At 59.5% G+C, this 18,906-nt stretch carries 20 protein-coding genes; 13 read left to right on the top strand and 7 right to left on the bottom strand.

All coding sequences use genetic code 11. The features are described 5' to 3' along the window. Nucleotides 1–25: 25 nt before the first annotated feature. From SGN16_RS12885 to SGN16_RS12855, 7 genes are read left to right on the top strand one after another with little or no spacing between them, the layout of a single operon-like run. A complete protein-coding gene (locus SGN16_RS12885; protein ID WP_210644569.1) occupies nucleotides 26–703 on the top strand; it encodes a thermostable hemolysin in 678 nt (225 codons plus the stop codon). Then, on the top strand, nucleotides 693–2,174 hold the full coding sequence (locus tag SGN16_RS12880) for an AMP-binding protein (protein WP_335944248.1): 1,482 nt from the start codon (nucleotides 693–695) through the stop codon (nucleotides 2,172–2,174). Before SGN16_RS12885 ends, SGN16_RS12880 begins: the two co-directional genes overlap by 11 nt. Beyond that, nucleotides 2,171–2,845 (top strand): iron-containing redox enzyme family protein, encoded by a 675-nt coding sequence (locus tag SGN16_RS12875; RefSeq protein ID WP_335944247.1) that lies wholly within the window; start codon nucleotides 2,171–2,173, stop codon nucleotides 2,843–2,845. The genes SGN16_RS12880 and SGN16_RS12875 overlap by 4 nt, the downstream gene beginning before the upstream one ends. Then, the gene (locus tag SGN16_RS12870) at nucleotides 2,832–3,641 is read left to right on the top strand and encodes an SDR family oxidoreductase (RefSeq protein ID WP_210644565.1); all 810 of its coding nucleotides are present in this window, start codon (nucleotides 2,832–2,834) and stop codon (nucleotides 3,639–3,641) included. The genes SGN16_RS12875 and SGN16_RS12870 overlap by 14 nt, the downstream gene beginning before the upstream one ends. Then, nucleotides 3,638–4,282, top strand: coding sequence for a tetratricopeptide repeat protein (locus SGN16_RS12865; protein WP_210644563.1), 645 nt, complete (start codon nucleotides 3,638–3,640; stop codon nucleotides 4,280–4,282). The genes SGN16_RS12870 and SGN16_RS12865 overlap by 4 nt, the downstream gene beginning before the upstream one ends. Before the next feature lie 11 nt (nucleotides 4,283–4,293). Beyond that, complete coding sequence (locus tag SGN16_RS12860; protein ID WP_210644561.1) at nucleotides 4,294–4,956, top strand: response regulator; 663 nt, start codon at nucleotides 4,294–4,296, stop codon at nucleotides 4,954–4,956. Continuing rightward, entirely contained in the window at nucleotides 4,953–6,320 is a 1,368-nt protein-coding gene (locus SGN16_RS12855; RefSeq protein WP_335944246.1) for an ATP-binding protein, read from the top strand. The genes SGN16_RS12860 and SGN16_RS12855 overlap by 4 nt, the downstream gene beginning before the upstream one ends. A 32-nt stretch (nucleotides 6,321–6,352) precedes the next feature. Here the strand turns inward: SGN16_RS12855 and SGN16_RS12850 are convergent, their stop codons facing one another. Both SGN16_RS12850 and SGN16_RS12845 read right to left on the bottom strand, forming a co-directional pair. Next, the gene (locus tag SGN16_RS12850) at nucleotides 6,353–6,988 is read right to left on the bottom strand and encodes a YopT-type cysteine protease domain-containing protein (protein WP_335944245.1); all 636 of its coding nucleotides are present in this window, start codon (nucleotides 6,986–6,988) and stop codon (nucleotides 6,353–6,355) included. Between the two features lie 232 nt (nucleotides 6,989–7,220). Next, entirely contained in the window at nucleotides 7,221–7,739 is a 519-nt protein-coding gene (locus tag SGN16_RS12845) for a hypothetical protein (RefSeq protein ID WP_210644555.1), read from the bottom strand. A gap of 249 nt (nucleotides 7,740–7,988) precedes the next feature. Here SGN16_RS12845 and SGN16_RS12840 point away from each other — a divergent pair, with 249 nt between their 5' ends. Beyond that, complete coding sequence (locus SGN16_RS12840; protein WP_335944244.1) at nucleotides 7,989–8,858, top strand: AraC family transcriptional regulator; 870 nt, start codon at nucleotides 7,989–7,991, stop codon at nucleotides 8,856–8,858. 75 nt (nucleotides 8,859–8,933) lie between these two features. On the opposite strand, the gene SGN16_RS12835 is transcribed toward SGN16_RS12840, so the two are convergent. Then, on the bottom strand, nucleotides 8,934–9,941 hold the full coding sequence (locus tag SGN16_RS12835; RefSeq protein ID WP_335944243.1) for an aldo/keto reductase: 1,008 nt from the start codon (nucleotides 9,939–9,941) through the stop codon (nucleotides 8,934–8,936). 92 nt (nucleotides 9,942–10,033) lie between these two features. On the opposite strand from SGN16_RS12835, the gene SGN16_RS12830 reads away from it, so the two are divergent. After that, nucleotides 10,034–10,936 carry a LysR family transcriptional regulator gene (locus tag SGN16_RS12830; protein ID WP_335944242.1) on the top strand — a complete coding sequence of 301 codons (903 nt, stop codon included), beginning with the start codon at nucleotides 10,034–10,036 and terminating at the stop codon, nucleotides 10,934–10,936. Nucleotides 10,937–11,033: 97 nt separating this feature from the next. Here SGN16_RS12830 and SGN16_RS12825 read toward each other — a convergent pair whose 3' ends face one another. Beyond that, nucleotides 11,034–11,375: a hypothetical protein gene (locus SGN16_RS12825; RefSeq protein WP_210644548.1), complete on the bottom strand. Its 342-nt coding sequence runs from the start codon at nucleotides 11,373–11,375 to the stop codon at nucleotides 11,034–11,036. Nucleotides 11,376–11,579: 204 nt separating this feature from the next. On the opposite strand from SGN16_RS12825, the gene SGN16_RS12820 reads away from it, so the two are divergent. The 3 genes from SGN16_RS12820 (at nucleotide 11,580) to SGN16_RS12810 (ending at nucleotide 15,154) form a co-directional block, all read left to right on the top strand. Beyond that, nucleotides 11,580–11,831, top strand: a complete 252-nt coding sequence (locus tag SGN16_RS12820; RefSeq protein WP_335944241.1) for a hypothetical protein — start codon at nucleotides 11,580–11,582, stop codon at nucleotides 11,829–11,831. A 341-nt stretch (nucleotides 11,832–12,172) separates the two neighbouring features. Next, nucleotides 12,173–13,816, top strand: a complete 1,644-nt coding sequence (locus tag SGN16_RS12815) for a methyl-accepting chemotaxis protein (protein WP_335944240.1) — start codon at nucleotides 12,173–12,175, stop codon at nucleotides 13,814–13,816. Nucleotides 13,817–13,930: 114 nt separating this feature from the next. Continuing rightward, on the top strand, nucleotides 13,931–15,154 hold the full coding sequence (locus SGN16_RS12810) for an HD-GYP domain-containing protein (RefSeq protein WP_335944239.1): 1,224 nt from the start codon (nucleotides 13,931–13,933) through the stop codon (nucleotides 15,152–15,154). Between the two features lie 508 nt (nucleotides 15,155–15,662). On the opposite strand, the gene SGN16_RS12805 is transcribed toward SGN16_RS12810, so the two are convergent. Continuing rightward, nucleotides 15,663–16,010, bottom strand: a complete 348-nt coding sequence (locus tag SGN16_RS12805) for a carboxymuconolactone decarboxylase family protein (protein ID WP_210644542.1) — start codon at nucleotides 16,008–16,010, stop codon at nucleotides 15,663–15,665. Between the two features lie 110 nt (nucleotides 16,011–16,120). On the opposite strand from SGN16_RS12805, the gene SGN16_RS12800 reads away from it, so the two are divergent. After that, complete coding sequence (locus SGN16_RS12800) at nucleotides 16,121–17,026, top strand: AraC family transcriptional regulator (RefSeq protein ID WP_335944238.1); 906 nt, start codon at nucleotides 16,121–16,123, stop codon at nucleotides 17,024–17,026. 15 nt (nucleotides 17,027–17,041) lie between these two features. Here SGN16_RS12800 and SGN16_RS12795 read toward each other — a convergent pair whose 3' ends face one another. Both SGN16_RS12795 and SGN16_RS12790 read right to left on the bottom strand, forming a co-directional pair. Continuing rightward, nucleotides 17,042–17,953: a LysR family transcriptional regulator gene (locus SGN16_RS12795; RefSeq protein ID WP_210644538.1), complete on the bottom strand. Its 912-nt coding sequence runs from the start codon at nucleotides 17,951–17,953 to the stop codon at nucleotides 17,042–17,044. Further along, nucleotides 17,953–18,873: a LysR family transcriptional regulator gene (locus SGN16_RS12790; protein WP_335944237.1), complete on the bottom strand. Its 921-nt coding sequence runs from the start codon at nucleotides 18,871–18,873 to the stop codon at nucleotides 17,953–17,955. The genes SGN16_RS12795 and SGN16_RS12790 overlap by 1 nt, the downstream gene beginning before the upstream one ends. Nucleotides 18,874–18,906 lie beyond the last annotated feature (33 nt).

Below are 18,906 nucleotides of genomic sequence, written 5' to 3'. Positions count from 1 at the left end.
TTCTATCAAGGGAGGCGTTCTGCCCATGCCCGTTGTCAATTGGAACATCCCCCTGCCCTTGCACTTCGGCCAAGCCGAGGCGCCGCAGATGATCCTCTCAGCCGCCCTGCCGGACGACGTACAGCGGCCGTCGTTCGAAGCGTTCATCCAACAGCGTTTTCGCAAGGCCCATGGGGCCGACATCCGTCATTTCATGCCGCAACTGTTCGGTCTGAGTAATGCCGAGGACGGGCTCTGCGCCGTGGCCGGGGTACGCATGGCGCAAGACGAACCCTTGTTTCTGGAGCGCTACCTGGACGAACCGATCGAACCCCTGATCGGCGCCGCAGCGGGGCATCCGGTGGATCGAGCCGGGATCGTCGAAGTCGGCAACCTCGCCGCCAGCGACACGGGCAGCGCCCGGCTGAGCATCATCGCCATCACTTATCTGTTGGCCATGGGCGGCCTGGAATGGGTGGCTTTCACCGGCAACATCGGTCTGGTCAACAGCTTCCATCGGCTCGGTCTCAAACCGGTGACCCTGTGCGCCGCCGACCCAGAGCGGCTAGGCGACGACCGCCACAGCTGGGGCAGCTATTACGAAAGCAAACCCTGGGTACACGTGGGCAACATCCGCGCAGGCTTCATTCATTTACGCAACATCGGCCTGTTCACCCGGCTGGGGCTGCCGTCATCCCTGGAGGACACCTGCCATGTCGCCTGAACTGCAGCGCTTCCGGCAAACCCTGCGTAGCCATGCCGAGCGCCACACCCGTCGCATCGCGCTGTGGGGCGATCATCTGAAGCTCGATTACGCCACCCTGTACGCCGAGGTGGTGTATCGCCAGCAACGCCTGCGCGATGAGCAGGTATCGGTGATCGCCCTGGCGCTGGACAACGGCGTCGAAGCGATGCTCTGGGACCTGGCGGCACTGTTCGAAGGCCTGGCCTGTGTGACCTTGCCACCCTTCTTCAGCCCGGCCCAACGCGCCCACTGCCTGGAGCAAAGCCAGGCAGAGCGGGTCGTTGCCGAACCGGAGTTGGAAGCCCAAATGCTCGCCGCCGGCTATGAAAAAAACGGCGAGTTCTGGTGCCGCACCTTCACCGGACCGAACCGGATGCCCGCCGGCACCGCCAAGCTGACCTTTACTTCAGGCACCACAGGTACCCCCAAGGGCGTCTGCCTGAGTGCCGAAAGCCTGCTGCGGGTCGCGCGCGAGCTCGATCACGCCAGCAAGCCCGCCGACCCACAGCATCACTTGGCGCTGTTGCCGCTGGCGATCCTGTTGGAAAACCTCGGCTGCTATGCGGCGCTGTATGCCGGCGCCACGCTGAGCGTACCGAGTCAGAAAACCCTCGGCATCCTGGGTGCCAGTGGCGTCGACACCCCGCGCCTGCTCGCGTGCCTGGCCAATCGCGCCCCCGAGAGCCTGATCCTGGTGCCGCAGCTGTTGCAGATACTGGTCGGCGCCGCCGAACAGAAAGCATTCGCCCCGCACAAACTGCGCTTTGCCGCCGTCGGGGGGGCACGAGTCTCCGAGAGCCTGCTGCAGCGTGCCCAAAGCGTCGGCCTGGCGGTCTACGAAGGTTATGGTTTGTCCGAATGCGCCTCGGTGGTGTGCCTCAATCGCCCCGATGCACAGCGTCCGGGCAGTGTCGGCAAGCCCCTGCCCCATATCCAGATACGCCTGGCCGAAGACGGCGAGGTACTGATCAAGGGGTCGAGCCTGCTCGGCTATCTAGGTGATCCACCCTATGCCGAAGAGTGGTGGCCAAGCGGGGATCTTGGCGAGTTCGACGCGGAAGGTTTTCTTTACCTCAAAGGTCGCAAAAAACACCAGTTCGTCACCAGTTACGGGCGCAACGTCAACCCGGAATGGGTCGAGGCGGAACTGACCCAGCGTCGACACATTGCCCAAGCCTTTGTCTACGGCGAAGCGCTGCCGCGCAATCACGCACTGTTATGGCCTCACCGCCCGGACTGCACCGACGCCGAGCTGGCCGCCGCCGTGGCCGAAGCCAACGAAACCTTGCCCGACTATGCCCAGGTACATCTCTGGACCCGCCTGGCCCAACCGTTCACCGCCGCCAACGGCCTGCTGACCGCCAATGGTCGCCCGCGCCGCGACGCCATTGTCGCGCTGTACAGCGCGCAACTGACTGCATCCACCCATTGCGAGGAATCCGCATCATGATGTTTTTCGACGTCCTGCAAGAAGCTACAAAAGAGGAACGCCACGAACTGTTCAACCTGCCGATCATCCGGGATGCCCTCGACGGCAAGGTCAGCCTGCAGAGCTACCGGGCGTTTCTCGTCCAGGCCTATTACCACGTGCGCCACACCGTGCCACTGATGATGGCCTGCGGCGCGCGTCTGCCCGCTCACCTTGAATGGCTACGCAAAGCGGTGTGTGAGTACATCGACGAAGAATACGGCCACGAACAATGGGTCCTCGACGATATCGTCGCCTGCGGCGGTGATCGCAATGCCGTGCGCGATGGCCAACCGTCGTTGCCGATCGAGCTGATGGTCAGTTTTCTCTACGATCTGATCGCCCGAGGCAACCCGGTAGGGCTGTTCGGCATGGTCAATGTGCTGGAAGGCACCAGCATCGCCCTGGCCACCCACGCGGCGGACAGCATCCGCGAACACTTGGCATTGCCGGCCAGCGCCTTCAGCTACTTGAGCTCCCACGGTTCCCTCGACATCGAGCACATGCAGACCTACCGCGGCCTGATGAACAAGCTCGATGACCCAGCAGACCAGGCAGCGGTTATCCACGCTTCAAAAGTGGTGTACCGACTCTACACCGACATGTTCCGTGGCTTGCCGCGGGACACGGAGGCTCACCATGCAGCTGCGTGATGCCCGTGTGGTCCTGACCGGCGCCAGTGGCGGCATCGGCCAGGCCATTGCCGGTGCACTGTGTACCGCCGGGGCTCGGGTGCTGGCGGTGGCGCGGCATCAGGAGTCGCTGCAGCCCTTGCTCGAACGCTATCCGCAGAACCTGTGCTGGGTGGCCGCCGACCTGACGTTACCCGGCGACCGACGCAAGATCCTGGCCGCCGCCACAGCCCTCGACGGCGTCAACCTGCTGATCAACGCCGCCGGTATCAACCACTTCGCGATGCTCGAACAGCTCGACGACAGTGACGTCAACGCGATGCTGGCGGTGAATATCAGCGCGCCGATCTGCCTGACCAAACTGCTGCTGCCACTGCTCAAGCAAGCTGAAAGCGCCATGGTCGTCAACGTTGGCTCAACCTATGGCTCCATCGGTTACCCAGGCTATGCCAGTTATTGCGCCAGCAAGTTTGCCTTGCGCGGTTTTTCCGAAGCCCTGCGCCGGGAACTGGCGGACACCCGGGTCGGCGTCCTCTATGTCGCGCCCCGAGCCACTCGAACCACGATGAACAGCCCGGCTGCCCAGGCGCTGAACGATGCACTCAAAGCCAACGTCGATGATCCGCAAGCGGTGGCCAATGCGGTCATACACGCTATCGCCGGCGACCGTCGCGATCTCTACCTGGGTTGGCCGGAGCGCTTCTTCGTTCGCCTCAACAGCCTGTTACCCAATCTGGTGGACCGTGGCTTGCGCAAGCAATTGCCGCTGATCCGCCGTCTGAGTCACAAACCTGAAAACGAGCACCTGGAACCATGAAAAAACTTCTCGCCGGCCTGATGATCGTCGCCATGGGCCAAAGCGCCTGGGCGCTGGACACTGCTGACCAGCAACGCCTCGTCGGCATCCAGCAAAGCTGGGCGCACATTCAATATGAACTGCCGGAAAAACAACGCGAGGCGGCGTTCGAGCAATTGGCGACGCAAGCCTCGACATTCACCCGTGAACGCCCGGAGCTGGCCGAAGCCTGGATCTGGTCGGGCATCGTCACCAGCAGCTGGGCCGGCGCCCAGGGCGGTCTCGGCGCCTTGGGTAAAGTCAAGGAAGCCAGGACCGACCTGGAAAAAGCCCTGACCCTCGACCCAAAAGCCCTGCAAGGCTCGGCCTACACCAGCCTTGCGGCCCTGTATGATCGGGTCCCCGGCTGGCCGATCGGCTTCGGTGATGCCGACAAAGCCGAACAACTGCTCAAGCAAGCGTTGCAACTCAACCCCGACGGTATCGACAGCCTGTACTTCTGGGGCGATCACCTTTACCGTCAGAAACGCTACGCTGAAGCCCAAGGTGCCCTGCAAAAAGCCCTCAACGCCGCGCCGCGCCCAGGACGTGAACAGGCCGATGCCGGACGCCGCAAGGAAATCCAGGCACTATTGATTGAAGTGAACAAAAAACTCAACTGACAGGAGTCCGTGTGCGTGTACTACTGATCGAGGATGACGTGGCCCTGGGCGAAGGCATCCATCAAGCCCTGGGGCGCGAAGGCTACACCGTCGACTGGCTCAAGGACGGCAAAAGCGCCTTGCACGCGCTGCTCAGCGAAACCTTTGACCTGGCCGTGCTCGACCTCGGCCTGCCGCGCATGGATGGGCTCGAAGTCCTGCAACGCCTGCGCGCCAGTGGCTCCAACCTGCCGGTGCTGATCCTCACCGCCCGCGATGCGACCGAAGATCGCATCGCCGGGCTGGACGCCGGTGCCGACGACTACCTGGTCAAGCCGTTCGACCTGGCCGAACTCAAGGCCCGCCTGCGCGCCTTGTTGCGGCGCAGTGCCGGGCGCGCGCAAATGCTGATCGAACATGCCGGCATCAGCCTCAACCCCGGCACCCAGCAAGTCAGCTATCTCGGTAAGCCCGTGGTGCTGACACCCAAGGAATATCAATTGCTGCACGAGCTACTCTCGCCGCCAGGTCGTGTCATGACCCGCGATCACCTCATGCAACTGCTGTATGGCTGGAGCGAAGAAGCCGAAAGCAACACCCTCGAGGTGCATATCCATCACCTGCGCAAGAAGTTCTCCACCGACCTGATCCGCACCGTTCGCGGCGTGGGGTATCTGGTGGAGGAGCATCGATGACATCTATCCGCCGCCGCACGCTGACCCTGATCATCGGCCTGATGCTGGCCGGGCTGGCAGTGATCAGCGTGCTCAACCTGCATGACAGTAATCACGAAATCGCCGAGGTCTACGACGCGCAACTGGCCCAAAATGCCCGTCTGCTCCAAGGCGTGATGCACATGCCGCTGGCGAGCCAGGCCCATGCCGACCTGTATCGGGCGTTCAACACGGCGTTGAGCGAGGCGGCGCCGCGCAACGACGGTCATCCTTACGAAAGCAAAATCGCCTTCCAGGTGTGGAACGCCCAAGGCGAGGTATTGGTACACACCGCCAGCGCCCCCTCCTTCCGCGCGCCACCGGTGGAGCCGGGTTTCAGTGACGTGGTGGACTTGAACAACCGTCACTGGCGAGCCTTTGTTCTCAAGGACAAACAGAACGGCCTGAATATCTGGGTCGGTGAACGGGATGACGTACGGGCGGACCTGGTCGATCGCATCGTGCGCCATACCCTGTGGCCGAACATACTGGGTAGCCTGATCCTGGCGGCGATGGTCTGGCTGGCCATCGGCTGGGGCCTCAAGCCATTGGCCGACATGGCGGCCACCCTGCGCGCGCGCCACAGCGGCTCGCTGGAGCCGCTGCAACTGACACCCCTGCCCAGCGAACTGGAACCGATGCAGGCCGCGCTCAACCGCATGCTTGCGCAGATCCAGGACGTGCTCGAACGCGAGCGACGCTTCATCGCCGATGCCGCCCACGAACTGCGTACCCCCCTGGCCGTGCTGCGGGTACATGCGCAAAACTTGCTGGAAGCCGGCACCGAACATGAACGCAGGGAATCGCTGGAACATTTGATCGCCGGCGTCGACCGCGCCAGCCGGCTGGTCAATCAACTGCTGACGATGGCTCGGATCGAACCGAAGACCGGGACACGCATCGTTCCGCTCATCGATCTGGCCGCCACCGTCCGGGAAAGCCTGGTTCAACTGACCCCCTGGCTGCTGAGCAAGGGGCTTGAACTGGGGTTCGATGTCAGCGATGACATCGAACCGGTCAGGGTAGACCCGGCCGACATTCACATTGCCTTGAACAACCTGGTCACCAACGCGGCCAACTTCTCCCCCGCCCAAGGGCAGATTACGGTACGCCTGGCCAAAAACGGCAATCATTATGAATTATCCGTCGAAGACGAAGGCCCAGGTATCGATGAGTCCGAGTCCAATCGGCTGCTCGAGCGCTTCTACAGCCGCGGAAATGACCAAGGCGCCGGATTGGGCCTGGCCATCGTGAAAGCCATTGCCGATCGGTTGGGAGGGCAAATCAAATTGGAAAATCGCCTACCGACGGGAACGCGCGCTACGTTGGTGATCGGGCATTCCTGAACGGTCCCTGGCGACGCCTTGATGAGGCTGCCTCAGGTCACTCTGACCGCGATCCAGTTGCTGATAAGACCGTAGGTATCGCAACCTTTCTTAACATCAGCGTGATACTGCAACATCTCCCACGGAGCATAGTTATCGACGGAGTACTGACCATAATTGGGATCAAAAAACACCAGGTCCCGCCCCTTATTCAACGCAGCGACGGCGTGCGCGCCTCCACCGGAGAAAATGAAGGCAATGACATAATGCCCTTCTGACTTGGTGACCAATTCAAGCCAGCCATTGTGGTCGCTCAAAAGAGGCCCGGCATCTTTGCCGACCTCGGCGGCAGAAACGCAGAATGCGGCGGCCATCGCTTGGTAATAGGCCTCGCCCAACATCCCTTCGGCCCCGTAGGCACCCTTTTTGTTCTGGCGAACCTGCTGCGATTGCATCGCTTGCGCCGCGACCATGAGTTGCGTGTGCGTGATTAACTCATTCTTACTCTGGAGCTTGCGGTTCAATTTTATGCATTGACGGCACCAGAGCATTGAATAGGCAAAACAGTTGCCGCTTTTTTTCTGGTCTTTCAGCGCCTTTTGAAGAAAAGGGTTGCTGCTGGGGGCAAACTTGGTTCCAAAGGAATGCCCTACGTTGTTTAAACCCAGGGCCGGCCAGTCTTGATTCATGCTTACGCTCCTTGTAAGGCAATGACCGTTGGGGATTAACAGCTGAAGAACGCCCAAACAGGCAAAAACCCATCATCATCCAGGCGTGTGCGGTTTGAAAAATGGTAGCCAAGCAGGCAGCTTTCTGCCATTCAAGCCCGGCAAACATTTTTCAAACCGCTGGCCGTCACTCTGGCACGCCTATCAATGCCTAGCCGTTCGACCCGTGATAACGGATGCGGTCGCTACCGCCCTACTTCACCTCCACCAACCGGAGTGAATGTGAGCCCTCCAAAGACAGGTGAATGACAGCGGCTTTGCTTGGGAAATTCGGCGCATCGTCGTCGGTATTCTCCATCACGGGAATGTCGATCAGGGTCTGCTCACCCGCCGGATCGCTGACCAGCCTGGCCTCCAGCTTGTCGATCGCACGCCAGCTGTCCCCGCCAATACGCATTACGTCCAGCAGACTGAAACGCTGCACACCTTCTTCGCTCTCTTCAGGCGTAAAGGCCGCCAGGTATTGGCTGTAATTGTTGCCCATACCGAAGCCCTCGATGGTGAATACCGCAAGCGTTATCTGGCTTTCCTCGCCGGTATCCAGGGTCTGTACCAGGGTCGCTTCTGGGTAACCGGTGGCATAGCTGTCTTTGATAAGTGTCACCAGGTGACCGACCTGTTCCTCCAAGGCTTTGGGAATGGGTTCTGGTTCGGCGGCGTGAGTCAGGGTAGAGGCGAGAAACAAACTGGCTGTAAGCAGGCGCAATTTCATGAAGAGAAGTCCGAGGTGTCGGGAGGTCTGCGCGGATGTTAGCGCCTGGAAAAGAATTTGGAACCCAAAGATGGCTACAACGGAAAAACAGATGACAAAATCAGGGCAATGGCGTTCTTGATCGTTTGTTCGGCAAGTGCCTGCTGGCACGCTGTCCAAACAGAACCAGCCTTGAGCAAGCGCGGCTAGGCGCGTGCATGCCGCTATAGTCGATTCTATTGCCGACCCCACTTCCAAGAGCCTTTTCCAGTGTCTGACATGCCGACCCACTGCGCTTACACAAAACGCTTGAACGCCGTACTCGCCTATATCGATGCCCATCTCGAAGGTGATTTGTCGGTGAAGACGTTGAGCCAAGTGGCGAACTTTTCGGCGTTTCACTTCCACCGACAATTTACCGGGTTCGTCGGCGTACCGGTTTCGCGTTATGTGCAACTGATGCGGCTACGACGCGCGGCGCATCGCCTGGCCGCCCTCGCTGATCACTCGATACTGGACGCCGCATTCGGTGCCGGTTTTGAAAGTCCCGAGGCATTTTGCAGGGCATTCAGGCGCGCGTTCGGCATGACGCCGAGTGCGTTCAGGAAGGAACCGAACTGGCAGGTCTGGAATGCGGTGTTCGCAATCCCCCATTTTTCCAGGACTATCACCATGCAAGTACAAATCGTCGACTTCCCCGAAGTCAGGGTAGCAACGCTGGAGCACTGCGGGCCGACCGGGCTCGTCAAAGAGAGCGTGGGCAAGTTCATCAAGTGGCGTATGCAGAGCGGACAGTCGCCGGTGGTATCGAGCCGCACCTTTGGCATTCCCTATGGCAACCCCGATACCACACCGCCACACGCCTTCCGCTTCGCCATCTGTGGCGAGATCCACGAGGCAGTGGCGCCGAATACGTTCGGCGTGCGCGAGATGGTCATTGCTGGCGGGCGCTGCGCCGTGGTGCGCCACGTGGGGTCACCGGACCACATCGGCGAGACGATCTATCCGATCTACCGCGATTGGCTACCTGCCAGTGGAGAAGAGCTGCGTGACCAGCCGCTGTTTTTCCATTACCTGAGCGTCTATCCCGAGACACCGCAGGACCAGTGGCAGACCGATGTGTATGTTCCGCTGCAATAACGGAGCAAGCAGCTTTCGTCCCTGAGTTGACGTGGGCAAGTGTTCGCTCAGGGGCGTTGACCTCGATCAAATCGCTCAGGCGGCGCCAGGGACATTGGTTCCCATGCCCGCCGGCAGGAACGGTCGAATCTCCTCGATTTCCGCAGCACTGAGGCGCCACTGCGTACCTGCAATCAGCCCGTCCACTTGGGCGGGATGGCGGGCACCGACGATGGCACCGGTCACTGCCGGCTGGCGAAGTACCCAGGCGATGGCGACTGCCGCAGCGCCTACCCCATGCCGTTCACCAATGCGTGCCATAACCTCCACCAATGCCAGGTTGGCGCTCAAACGGGGCTCCTGGAAGTCGGCACTCCGGGCTTTGCGCCAATCGTCTTCAGGCAGTTGCGAGATGCGCTCGCGGGTCATGCTGCCGGAAAGCAGCCCCGATTGAAGCGTGGAATAGGCCAGGACACCCATTCCGGCCTGCTCGCAGAATGGCAAGACGTCCTTCTCGATATCGCGCATCAACGCGGAGTACGGCGGCTGGAGTGAAACGATCTCGGTCACCGCCTGGGCCCGCTTGAGTTGAGCGACGTCGAAATTCGACACACCGATCGCACGAATTTTTCCCTGGTCGCGGGCCGTTGCCAAAGCCGAAAGCGCCATTTCAATACCTTCGCTGCTGGCGTCGGCCGGAAAAGCGGGCCAGTGGATCTGATACAGATCGATAGCCTCGACTTGAAGCCGACGCAAACTCGCATCGACTTCGGCAAGCAACGACTGGGGCGCCAGCGAGTGTGCAATCGCCTTCGTGACCGGGTCCCAGACCAGGCTGCCTTTGGTAAACACCAAAGGACGCCGCGAAGCCGGCACCCGACGCAACAATTGCCCGACTAATCGCTCCGCATGGCCCAAGCCATAAACCGCAGCGGTATCGATCCAGTTGACCCCACGTTCGATGGCATATTCCAGTGCGTCCAGGCTGTCCTTGTCATCCTGCGCGCCCCAACTGTATTCCCAACCGGTACCAGCGATTGCCCACGTTCCCAGGCCAATCGGCGAAATCAGGAACTGCGATGAGCCAAGACGATTCTTTTGCATAACGACCTCTCCACAAGTGATGGGAGAAGTATCCGGGAGCGATCTGATGAAGATAAGATAGGTAATCTTATTTGAACTACTGAACTAAACTCATGAGTAAGCACCCTGACCTCGCGGAACTCGATGCCTTTGCCGCCGTCGCCCGCCATCGCAGCTTTCGCAAGGCCGCCGACGAACGTGGCGTCTCAGCTTCGGCGTTGAGTCACGCGATGCGCGCGCTGGAAGCACGCCTGGGCGTCAGGCTGTTGAACCGGACCACGCGTAGCGTGACCCCGACCGAGGCCGGCCAGCAGCTATTGGCAACGCTGGCTCCGACCCTGCACCAGGTTGCCGATGCCTTGGCGCAATTGACCTCGATGCAGGAAGTGCCCGCCGGCAAACTGCGCCTCAACGTGGCACGTCCGGCGGCTCGCATTGTATTTGCGCAAGTGCTCGCGCCCTTCGTGGCCAGGTACCCACGCATTCAGCTGGAGCTGATCACCGATGACGGCTTGACCGATATCGTCAACGACGGGTTTGACGCGGGGGTCCGCTTTGGAGAAAGCCTGGCCGGCGACATGATCGCAATACCGGTCGGCGCACCTCAGTCGTTCGTCACCGTTGCCGCGCCGACGTATCTAGCCGCAAAGGGGGTTGCACAAGCACCCCGCGACCTGCTCGATCATGCATGCATTGCCAGGCGTTTTCCCAGCGGCAAACTGTACGCCTGGGAGTATCAGGCCGACGGTCAGCCGATACGCTTATCCGTCACCGGCCCGCTCATCCTGGAAGACGATGGGCTGATGATCCAGGCTGCGAAAGATGGCGCAGGCATTGCCTACGTCTACGAGGCATTGGCGCGCGACGACATCCGCTGCGGGCACCTCAGAGAAATACTCCAGGACTACAAAGCACCACCGAGCCGCTTCTTTGTGTATTACTCCAGCCGACGCCATGTGCCATCGGCCTTGAAAGCGCTCATCGAATTCATCCGGGCAGACGACTCGCGAATCTGATTCAAAAAAAAGCCCCGCAACCGAATACGGTGCGGGGCAAGGAATTGGTTGGTTGCGGCCAACCAAAGGAGCGCGATAAAAATGTTTACGGGCCGCGTCAGATGCAATCCTGTGCGGCGCGGCCAAAACTCGAAGGCAGCAGGTTCGAAGCCAGCAGATGCCGCTCATAGATGAAGACCTTGCCACCGTTGCCGGACTTGTACGCTTCCAGCACGTTGTCCGCCGAGACTTTGCTCGGCACCACGATCCGGTAGCTGCGCTGGGTCTGCGAGACCATTGGGTTCAATGCGCTGCCCTGCAATTTCGGCACGACACATTCGGCGTATTGGGCCGGCGTCTTGCTGGTCTGCAAGGTCAGGGTCGGGTCGTTCGGCACGGAGGCGCAACCGGCGAGCGACAGCGAGGCAAACGTCATGAGAAGCACAAATAAAGAGCGCATCGATCTATCCTGAAAACAAAGGGTTCGGTCATCAAGCGCCCAGATGTCTGGGGCGGCGTGTTCAATGGAGGTGATTTTCCACCGATCGCCGACAAAGCAGAACTTACGTTGCGTAATGGTCACTATCACTTCTAGCGATAGTTACGCGCCGTGAAGACAGATACACACTAAGATCACCACTAAAAAAATGATGAGGACTTTTCCTTGAGAACGTTTGATCTGATCCGCGATGCTGTCTTGCCCGACTTTCGTGACCGCGTGGCCGAGTACCTGGTCCAGTACGAAACCGTGCTGTTAAGCGAGAACACCCCCGACCCGGAACTGGCGCGGGCCACCGCCAATCAATTACGCGGTTATTTGCGTGGGCTGAACACCACGCGGGTATTGGGCATGGCGGATTGGGAGGAGCTGGATCGGCGGGTGGTCAATACCTGGCTTTTAGCGCTTGATCAATGACCGGCTGACCCCTGGGGCGGACGTCTGCTCCGCCGACAGGTTCATCGCTTAATGCCTTCCTGAACCACTTCGCTTCTCCCCTACCCCTTCGTTACCGGACCGCTGGAAGCATTTCCTTCGGTGTTGGTCGTTACATTTCCTTTCAACCATCAACGTCGCCGTTTGCGTCCGTCGAACCGCCGCAAGCGATCGATACGGTCTTGGCTACCTGTCAAAGATCATTCGAATTTACACAATACCTGTACAAACTCACTACACTTGTACAATATTAAGTGATGGCTCTGCGCCACCACCTGAGCTCACGCCCCACCCGGCGTTGCCCCCTCTTCGAGTGATCTGCCATGAATCTATCCGTAAAAATGAAGCTCGGCATGAGCTTCGCCGCCCTGACAATCGTCGTGCTGCTGGTTTCCACGTTCGCAATGGTTGAGCTGGCCAAGTCCAACAAGGCTTTTTCGATGTATGTCTCAGGTGTGAACACCCGCGAAGGATTGGCAGCCGAACTACTCATCGCTGCACAACGGCGTGCCGTAGCGGCGCGGAACATGGTGCTGGTGTCTTCCGAGGCTGATCTGAAGCTGGAACATGCCGCAGTCCTGGAAGCGCACCGAGACGTCAAGGCACGCCTTGAAGACCTGAAAAACGCGCTCGATACGGTGACCGGCACTCAGTCGCAAACAGAGAAAAAATTACTGGCGGATATCGATCGCATTGAAGGCCTCTACGGTCCGGTCGCACTGGAGATTGTCGAGCGCGCAGCAGGAAACCAGCGCGAAGAAGCCATTTTGCGCATCAACCGAGATTGCATCCCCTTGCTCCGACAACTCCTGGCCGCAGGCCAAGCGTATATGCAGCACAGTAGAGACGCCGCCAATGAGGCCGTCACCAGCGGTCACAAGGAGTACGAGAGCCAACGCAACCTGATGATCGCCGTCTGCATAGGCGCATTGTTGCTCGCCCTTGGGCTCGGCATTGCCATCGTCAGAAGCCTGCTGAGAACCTTAGGTGCCGAGCCGCTTGAGCTTTCGGCAGCGGCCCGGCGCGTAGCCTCCGGTGATATGCGTAGCCTGCCAGGCGCAAAACTCGCCCCTACAGGCAGCGTCATGGCCTCTCTGGGCGAGATGCAGCAGGGCCTTGGCGCACTCATCGGCCAAGTGCGTACCTCAGCTGAAACCATATCGGGAGCGGCAGCTGAATTATCCAGCGCCACTGAGCAGGCCAGCCATGGTGTCGTGATTCAAAAACAGGAAGTCGATCAGGTGGCAACCGCTGTACACGAAATGGCCGCAACAGTGCAGGAGGTGGCTCGAAATTCGGAGCAAGTGGCCAGCGCCGCGCTGTCTGCAGATCAACAGGCCCAGGCCGGCGAGGCAAAGGCCCGTCAGGCTATCAGCCAAATCAAGCATCTGGCCAAGGAAGTCGCAGGGTCAAATGACGCCATGACCCGCCTGAAGCTCGAGACCGAGCAAATCGGTGGCGTGCTGGATGTCATCAAGTCGGTAGCAGACCAGACCAACCTGCTGGCATTAAATGCGGCCATTGAAGCCGCTCGCGCCGGCGAGGCGGGCCGTGGCTTCGCCGTGGTGGCTGATGAAGTTCGCCTGCTGGCACGCCGCACCCAGGAGGCAACGGTGCAGATCCAGTCACTCATAGGAGGGCTGCAACACATCGCGGAAGAAGCCGCAGGAAGTATGCAGCTTTGCAGTGATCTGACCGAACGTACCGTTGCAGGTGTGGATGATACGGGGGCCGCCGTCATGGACATCTCCCGCATGATCGCAGCGATCCAGCAGATGATGCAGCAGATAGCTACCGCCACCGAAGAGCAAAGCGCGGTGGCCGAAGAAATCAGCCGGAGCATCACGCGAGTGAGAGCGATTGCCGATGAGTCGGCCACATCGACCGAACAGACCGCAGCCTCCAGCGTTGAGCTGGCACGCCTGGGCGGGACACTGCAGCAACAAGTCGGGCACTTTCAAGTTTGATGCTATGAACAACGTAGCCACGGACGGCCAAGGTCTCAGCGTTGAGCTGCAGCGCTGGGTTTTCAAACAGGTCTATAAACCTGATCGGCAGCATGGAACCTGAGGTATAGCGCTATGTTGAAACGCATTGCGGTCACTGACCTGCGCCTGGGTATGTACATTACGGAATTCTGTGGAGCCTGGACCGATCATCCATTCTGGAGAGAACGCTTCCTGCTCAACAACACCCATGATCTGGCGCGGATCTTGGAGTCAGCGATTCACGAGGTCTGGATCGAGACAGAAAAAGGGTTGGATATTGTCGGCGATGTGCCGGCGACTACAGCTGCCCAGGCTGACTGCTACGCGCGTTCGGTATTGGCCGCGATAGCCGAAAGCCGAGCCAATACGACGGCGAGCGTATCCGTCGAAGAGGAAGCCCAAATTGCGCTAAGGCTCTGTGAGCGGTCGAAAACAGCCGTGATGAAGATGTTCAATCAGGCACGGATGGGCGCATCGATCGAGCTGCACGGCGTCAGTCAATTGATATCGACGATTACTCACTCCATCACGCGAAATCCACATGCCCTTATCAGCCTGGCACGCCTTAAAAGCATAAACGAATACACCTATATGCACTCCGTTGCCGTCAGTGGGCTCATGATCGGCTTGGCCCGCCAGTTGAACCTCTCCGAGCCCAACGTGCAGGAGGCCGGTCTTGCCGGTTTGCTGCATGACATCGGGAAGATGGCCATCCCGCAAAAGATACTCGACAAACCCGGAAAACTGACCCGCGAGGAATTTCTCACCATCTACCAACACCCTGAACTCGGGGAGCAGATCCTGTTAAACAATCGGCAAATCAGCGCCTCGGTGCTCGATGTGTGTTTGCATCATCACGAAAAACTTGATGGCACGGGTTACCCCCACAAACTGGTCGGTGAACAGATCAGTTTGTTTGGACGAATGGCCGCCATCTGCGACGTATATGATGCCGTCACATCTGATCGCCCCTACAAGAGAGGCTGGGGGCCGGCAGACGCAATGCACAAGATGGCCTCATGGGAGGGACATTTTGACCCAGTCATATTTCAGGCTTTCGTGAAATATATGGGCATATTCCCCATAGGCTCGCTGGTTCGGCTGGAAAGCGGACGTCTCGCCGTCGTCATGGAACAGAGCGATGCCTCACTGCTGAAGCCTAAAGTGAAGGTGTTTTTTTCCACGCAAAAAAAAGCTTCGATCCCCCACGAGATTATCGACTTGAGCGATAAAAAATGTGCCGATCGAATCATCAGTCGTGAAGCCTACGAAAAATGGAATTTCAAGTATCTACAGTCCCTCTGGGCCGGACAATAACGACCGGTCCATCGCCAGATAAGTCCATCCCAAATGACGTAGCGACGTCGTCATGACCGTAGCCAAACGCGTATAGCGCTCGGTTTGTTCAACTCACCATGGACGCGCCGCAAGTCGCAAGTTCTGCATCAGCCAGACACTTATCTGCCGCAATGAAGTGCTCTTTGTCCGGCATCCGCCCCGTAGGCCAAGACCCGCAGACTCGCCGGCTAATGCGCCCATCAACTGAGGCAGTAGAAAACCGCTTTCGAACTCGCGGTGGGTCATGCTTGGCGTCTCTGGCCAAAGGCTCTCGGCGCAGGACTGAGGGGTGTCGATCATTGGAATCTCCTGGTGAATGAAGAACGCTGCCAAGCCGCAGCGGCTCAATCGTTTCTGGGATCAGTTTCACTGGCAAATGGGTTCCGGAGAAGGACCAGGGCTGACATGACTCAATTGCATGGCATGAAACAATGGCTTGAAAAAACCCCGGCACCTTGCGGCGCCTGGGGCCAGATGAGGCGTGCAATCACGCCGGTCTTTTCAATGCGTCATAGGCTTCAAGCGAACGCAGCGAGTAGATGTACGCTGCCCCCGCATTCAGCGAGATCGCGGTGGCCAGGGCTGCGGCCACTTCCTCGCGGCTGGCACCGGCCTTGATAGCCGAATCTGTGTGCGCGGCGATGCAACCGTCGCAGCGGGTGGTGACGGCGATGGCGATCGAGATCAACTCGCGCGTCTTCGCGTCGAGCACGTTGTTTTCGCTGGCGGCTTCACCAAGGGCCATGTAGGCCTTGACCATTTTCGGGTTGCTCTTGCCCAGTGCACCGAAGGCTTTCTGAATAGTGGGCAATAATTCGGACCAGTTATTGAACATGGCATTAACTCCTGAGTGGGTTGGGTGTACTGTTTCGACGCACTCAGTTTTTCACCCTGACGTAGCTCGGGTTTGTTCAATCCACTCAGTTTTTTTTGCGAAACGCTCAAATGAATGCGGTCGATAAACTCATCAGTCTGGCCAACGTGCGCGGCAGCCTGGATCTGCGTTGCCAGTTCCAGGGCGATTGGGCTGTGGAGCATGAGCAGCAAGCGCTGGGCACAGCGCCCTATCACATCGTGTTGGCGGGGGAATGCCGGGTGGAGTTCCCCGACGGGCAGCGCTTGCCCATGCGTGCAGGCGATATTCTGCTGCTGCCTCGTGGTGCCCGGCACTTGATGCATAGCCCTGGAAAAACGGTCGCGCCAACTACCCCAGACGTCATCCCGGGGAGCACGTTGCCGATACATCGCATTGGCGGCGCCAGCCCGGAGCTGGACATGCTCTGTGGTGGCTTTCATTTCAACCGCGCGTCCCTGCTGTTTGCGTCTCTGCCCGAATACCTGGTGATTCCCAGCGGCGCCTTGCCGGCCAATGGGCCGCTACCGGCATTGGTCGAGGTCATTCGAGGGGAAGCGGACGGGGATAAGGTCGGCGCTCGGTTTTTGCTCGACGCGCTTTCCCAGGCGCTCTTCACCCTGATTCTGCGCGCGCACCTGGCCAACCATAGCCAGGACAGTGGCTCATTGGCCCTGCTGGGCGATAAACGTTTGGGCCGCGCCTGGCAGGCGATGCTGGCGGACCCTGCGCACGAGTGGACGATTCAAAGCCTGGCCGAGACGGCAAGCATGTCCCGAGCATCCTTCATGCGAGCGTTCGTTCGGGTGGCTGGTGTATCGCCGTGGGCATTGTTGACGCAGGTACGCATGGAGCTGGCGTTCGGTCTGCTGAACCATTCACATCTAGGCTTGAGCGACATCGCAGTGCAGGTGGGTTACCAATCCCAGGCGGCGTTCAGCAAGAAATTCAAGGATATCTATGGCCAGGCCCCCGGAAGAATGCGGCGTGAAATTTGAAAGTGGCTGGGCACATCAGTAAACGTCAGGCCCCAAGGCCGGGTGCTCGCGTAGCCGGTCAACAATGTAATCGACGAAACTGCGCACGCGCATCGAAGCCTTACGTCGTTCACGGTAAACCACTTGGACTGGCGTCGAGGGCGGTTCATAACGCTGCAAGACCCTGCACAATCGTCCGCTGCTCAAATAGTCGTACAACGGGTAGCTCACACTACGTGTCAACCCTGCCCCATGCGCCGCGGCATCGATGGCCGACTGTAAGGTCGCGCAACTGAGCCGCGTGCGCATCTTGATGCTACTGGGCTCGCCCTGGGTTTGAAAAGACCACTGGACCCGGTCCTGGTTGGCTTGCGCGGCAATCAGCCGATGACTTCGCAAATCCTGCGGCACGACAGGTTCACCATGAGTGGCCAGATACGCAGGGCTGGCGCAAACGATCGAGCGAACATCGCCAACAGGTCGTGAGATCAATGCAGAGCTGGGCAAATGCCCCACCAGCACGGCCACATCCAGCCCTTCCTCATTCATGTTCGCAATACGATCATGGTACTGCGCGAACACCCTGATCTCGGGATACAGGTCCATGTAATCGGCCAGCAGCGGTGCCATGACATAGCGGCTGAAGAGCAACGGCAACAGTACCGTCAGACCGCCTTGCGCTTGGACATGCAGGCCCTTGGCGCAGGCTTCGGCCTCATCGACCCCGCAGAGGATACGCGAACAATCGGCCATGAAAGCCGCTCCCGCCTCAGTCAGTGCGACCCCGCGAGTGCTTCGCGACAGTAACTGCACACCGAGCCGAGCCTCCAACCGATCAATGGCACGCGCAACGGTCGGACCGGATACATTAAGGCGATGGGCGGCCGATGCGAGACTCGGACTTTGCGAAAGCGCGTGGAACATTCGCATTTCATGGTAACGCCCCATTAGCCGCTCCCTTTGGCGAGCGATCTGAGGGTCGCGTCGCCCCCGAGCCGATCGGCGAGGAAATCGACGAAGGTACGTACCTTCGCAGGCACCCGATTGTTCTTCTGGTACACCACATGAATCGGCAACGCCGGCAGCTCGAAATCCTCGAGCACCACTTCCAGCGCTCCGTCAGCAACGTGCCTGGCCACTTGATAGGACAATACCCGCGTGACGCCCCATCCCAGGCAGGCAATATTGATCGCCGCCTGATTGGCGGTGACCACCAGGCGTGGATCAAACCGCAAACTCAGCGGCTTGCCGTCATCGACGAACTGCCAATCGCTCAGCAAGTGGCTGGCCGAAGACATCACGATCTTGGCCTTACTCAACTCGGCAGGGTGTCGTGGCCTTGCATGCCGCTCGAAATACGCGGGCGCGGCGCATATCACCTGACGCACCTCCCCGACCTTGATCGCGTGCTGAGCGTTTTCGTGCAAATGGCCGATGCGTATCGCTACATCGATCCCTTCGTCAGCCATGTTCACCACTCGGTCGACCAACAAGGCATTGAGATGCACCGAGGGAAATTGATCGAGATAATCCGGTAGCAGTGGCGCAACGTACAGTTCGCCGAACAGGACCGGTGCTGTGACGGTCAGGTATCCGCACGGTATCAAGTAGCTGCCGGCAGCTGCTTCCTCCGCCTCCTCGAGCTCGCTGAGAATCCGTCGACAATCTTCCAGGTAGCGTTGCCCCGCTTCGGTCAGGTGCACATTGCGGGTCGTCCTGGACAGTAGCTGAGTGCCGATCCTTTCTTCCATCGCCGCGATGGCACGCGTCACGCTCGGGGGTGAAACATTCAAGCGCCGGGCTGCCGCGGCAAATCCTTCCTCCTCGGCAACCGCCATAAAAACCTGCATTTCCTGAAAGCGATCCATAGGCGATCCATCTTGCTGGGGCGTCTACCGTAC

Source organism: Pseudomonas sp. G166, from assembly GCF_037027455.2.
Lineage (GTDB): Bacteria > Pseudomonadota > Gammaproteobacteria > Pseudomonadales > Pseudomonadaceae > Aquipseudomonas.
This window is presented reverse-complemented; position numbering and strand designations above follow the sequence as displayed.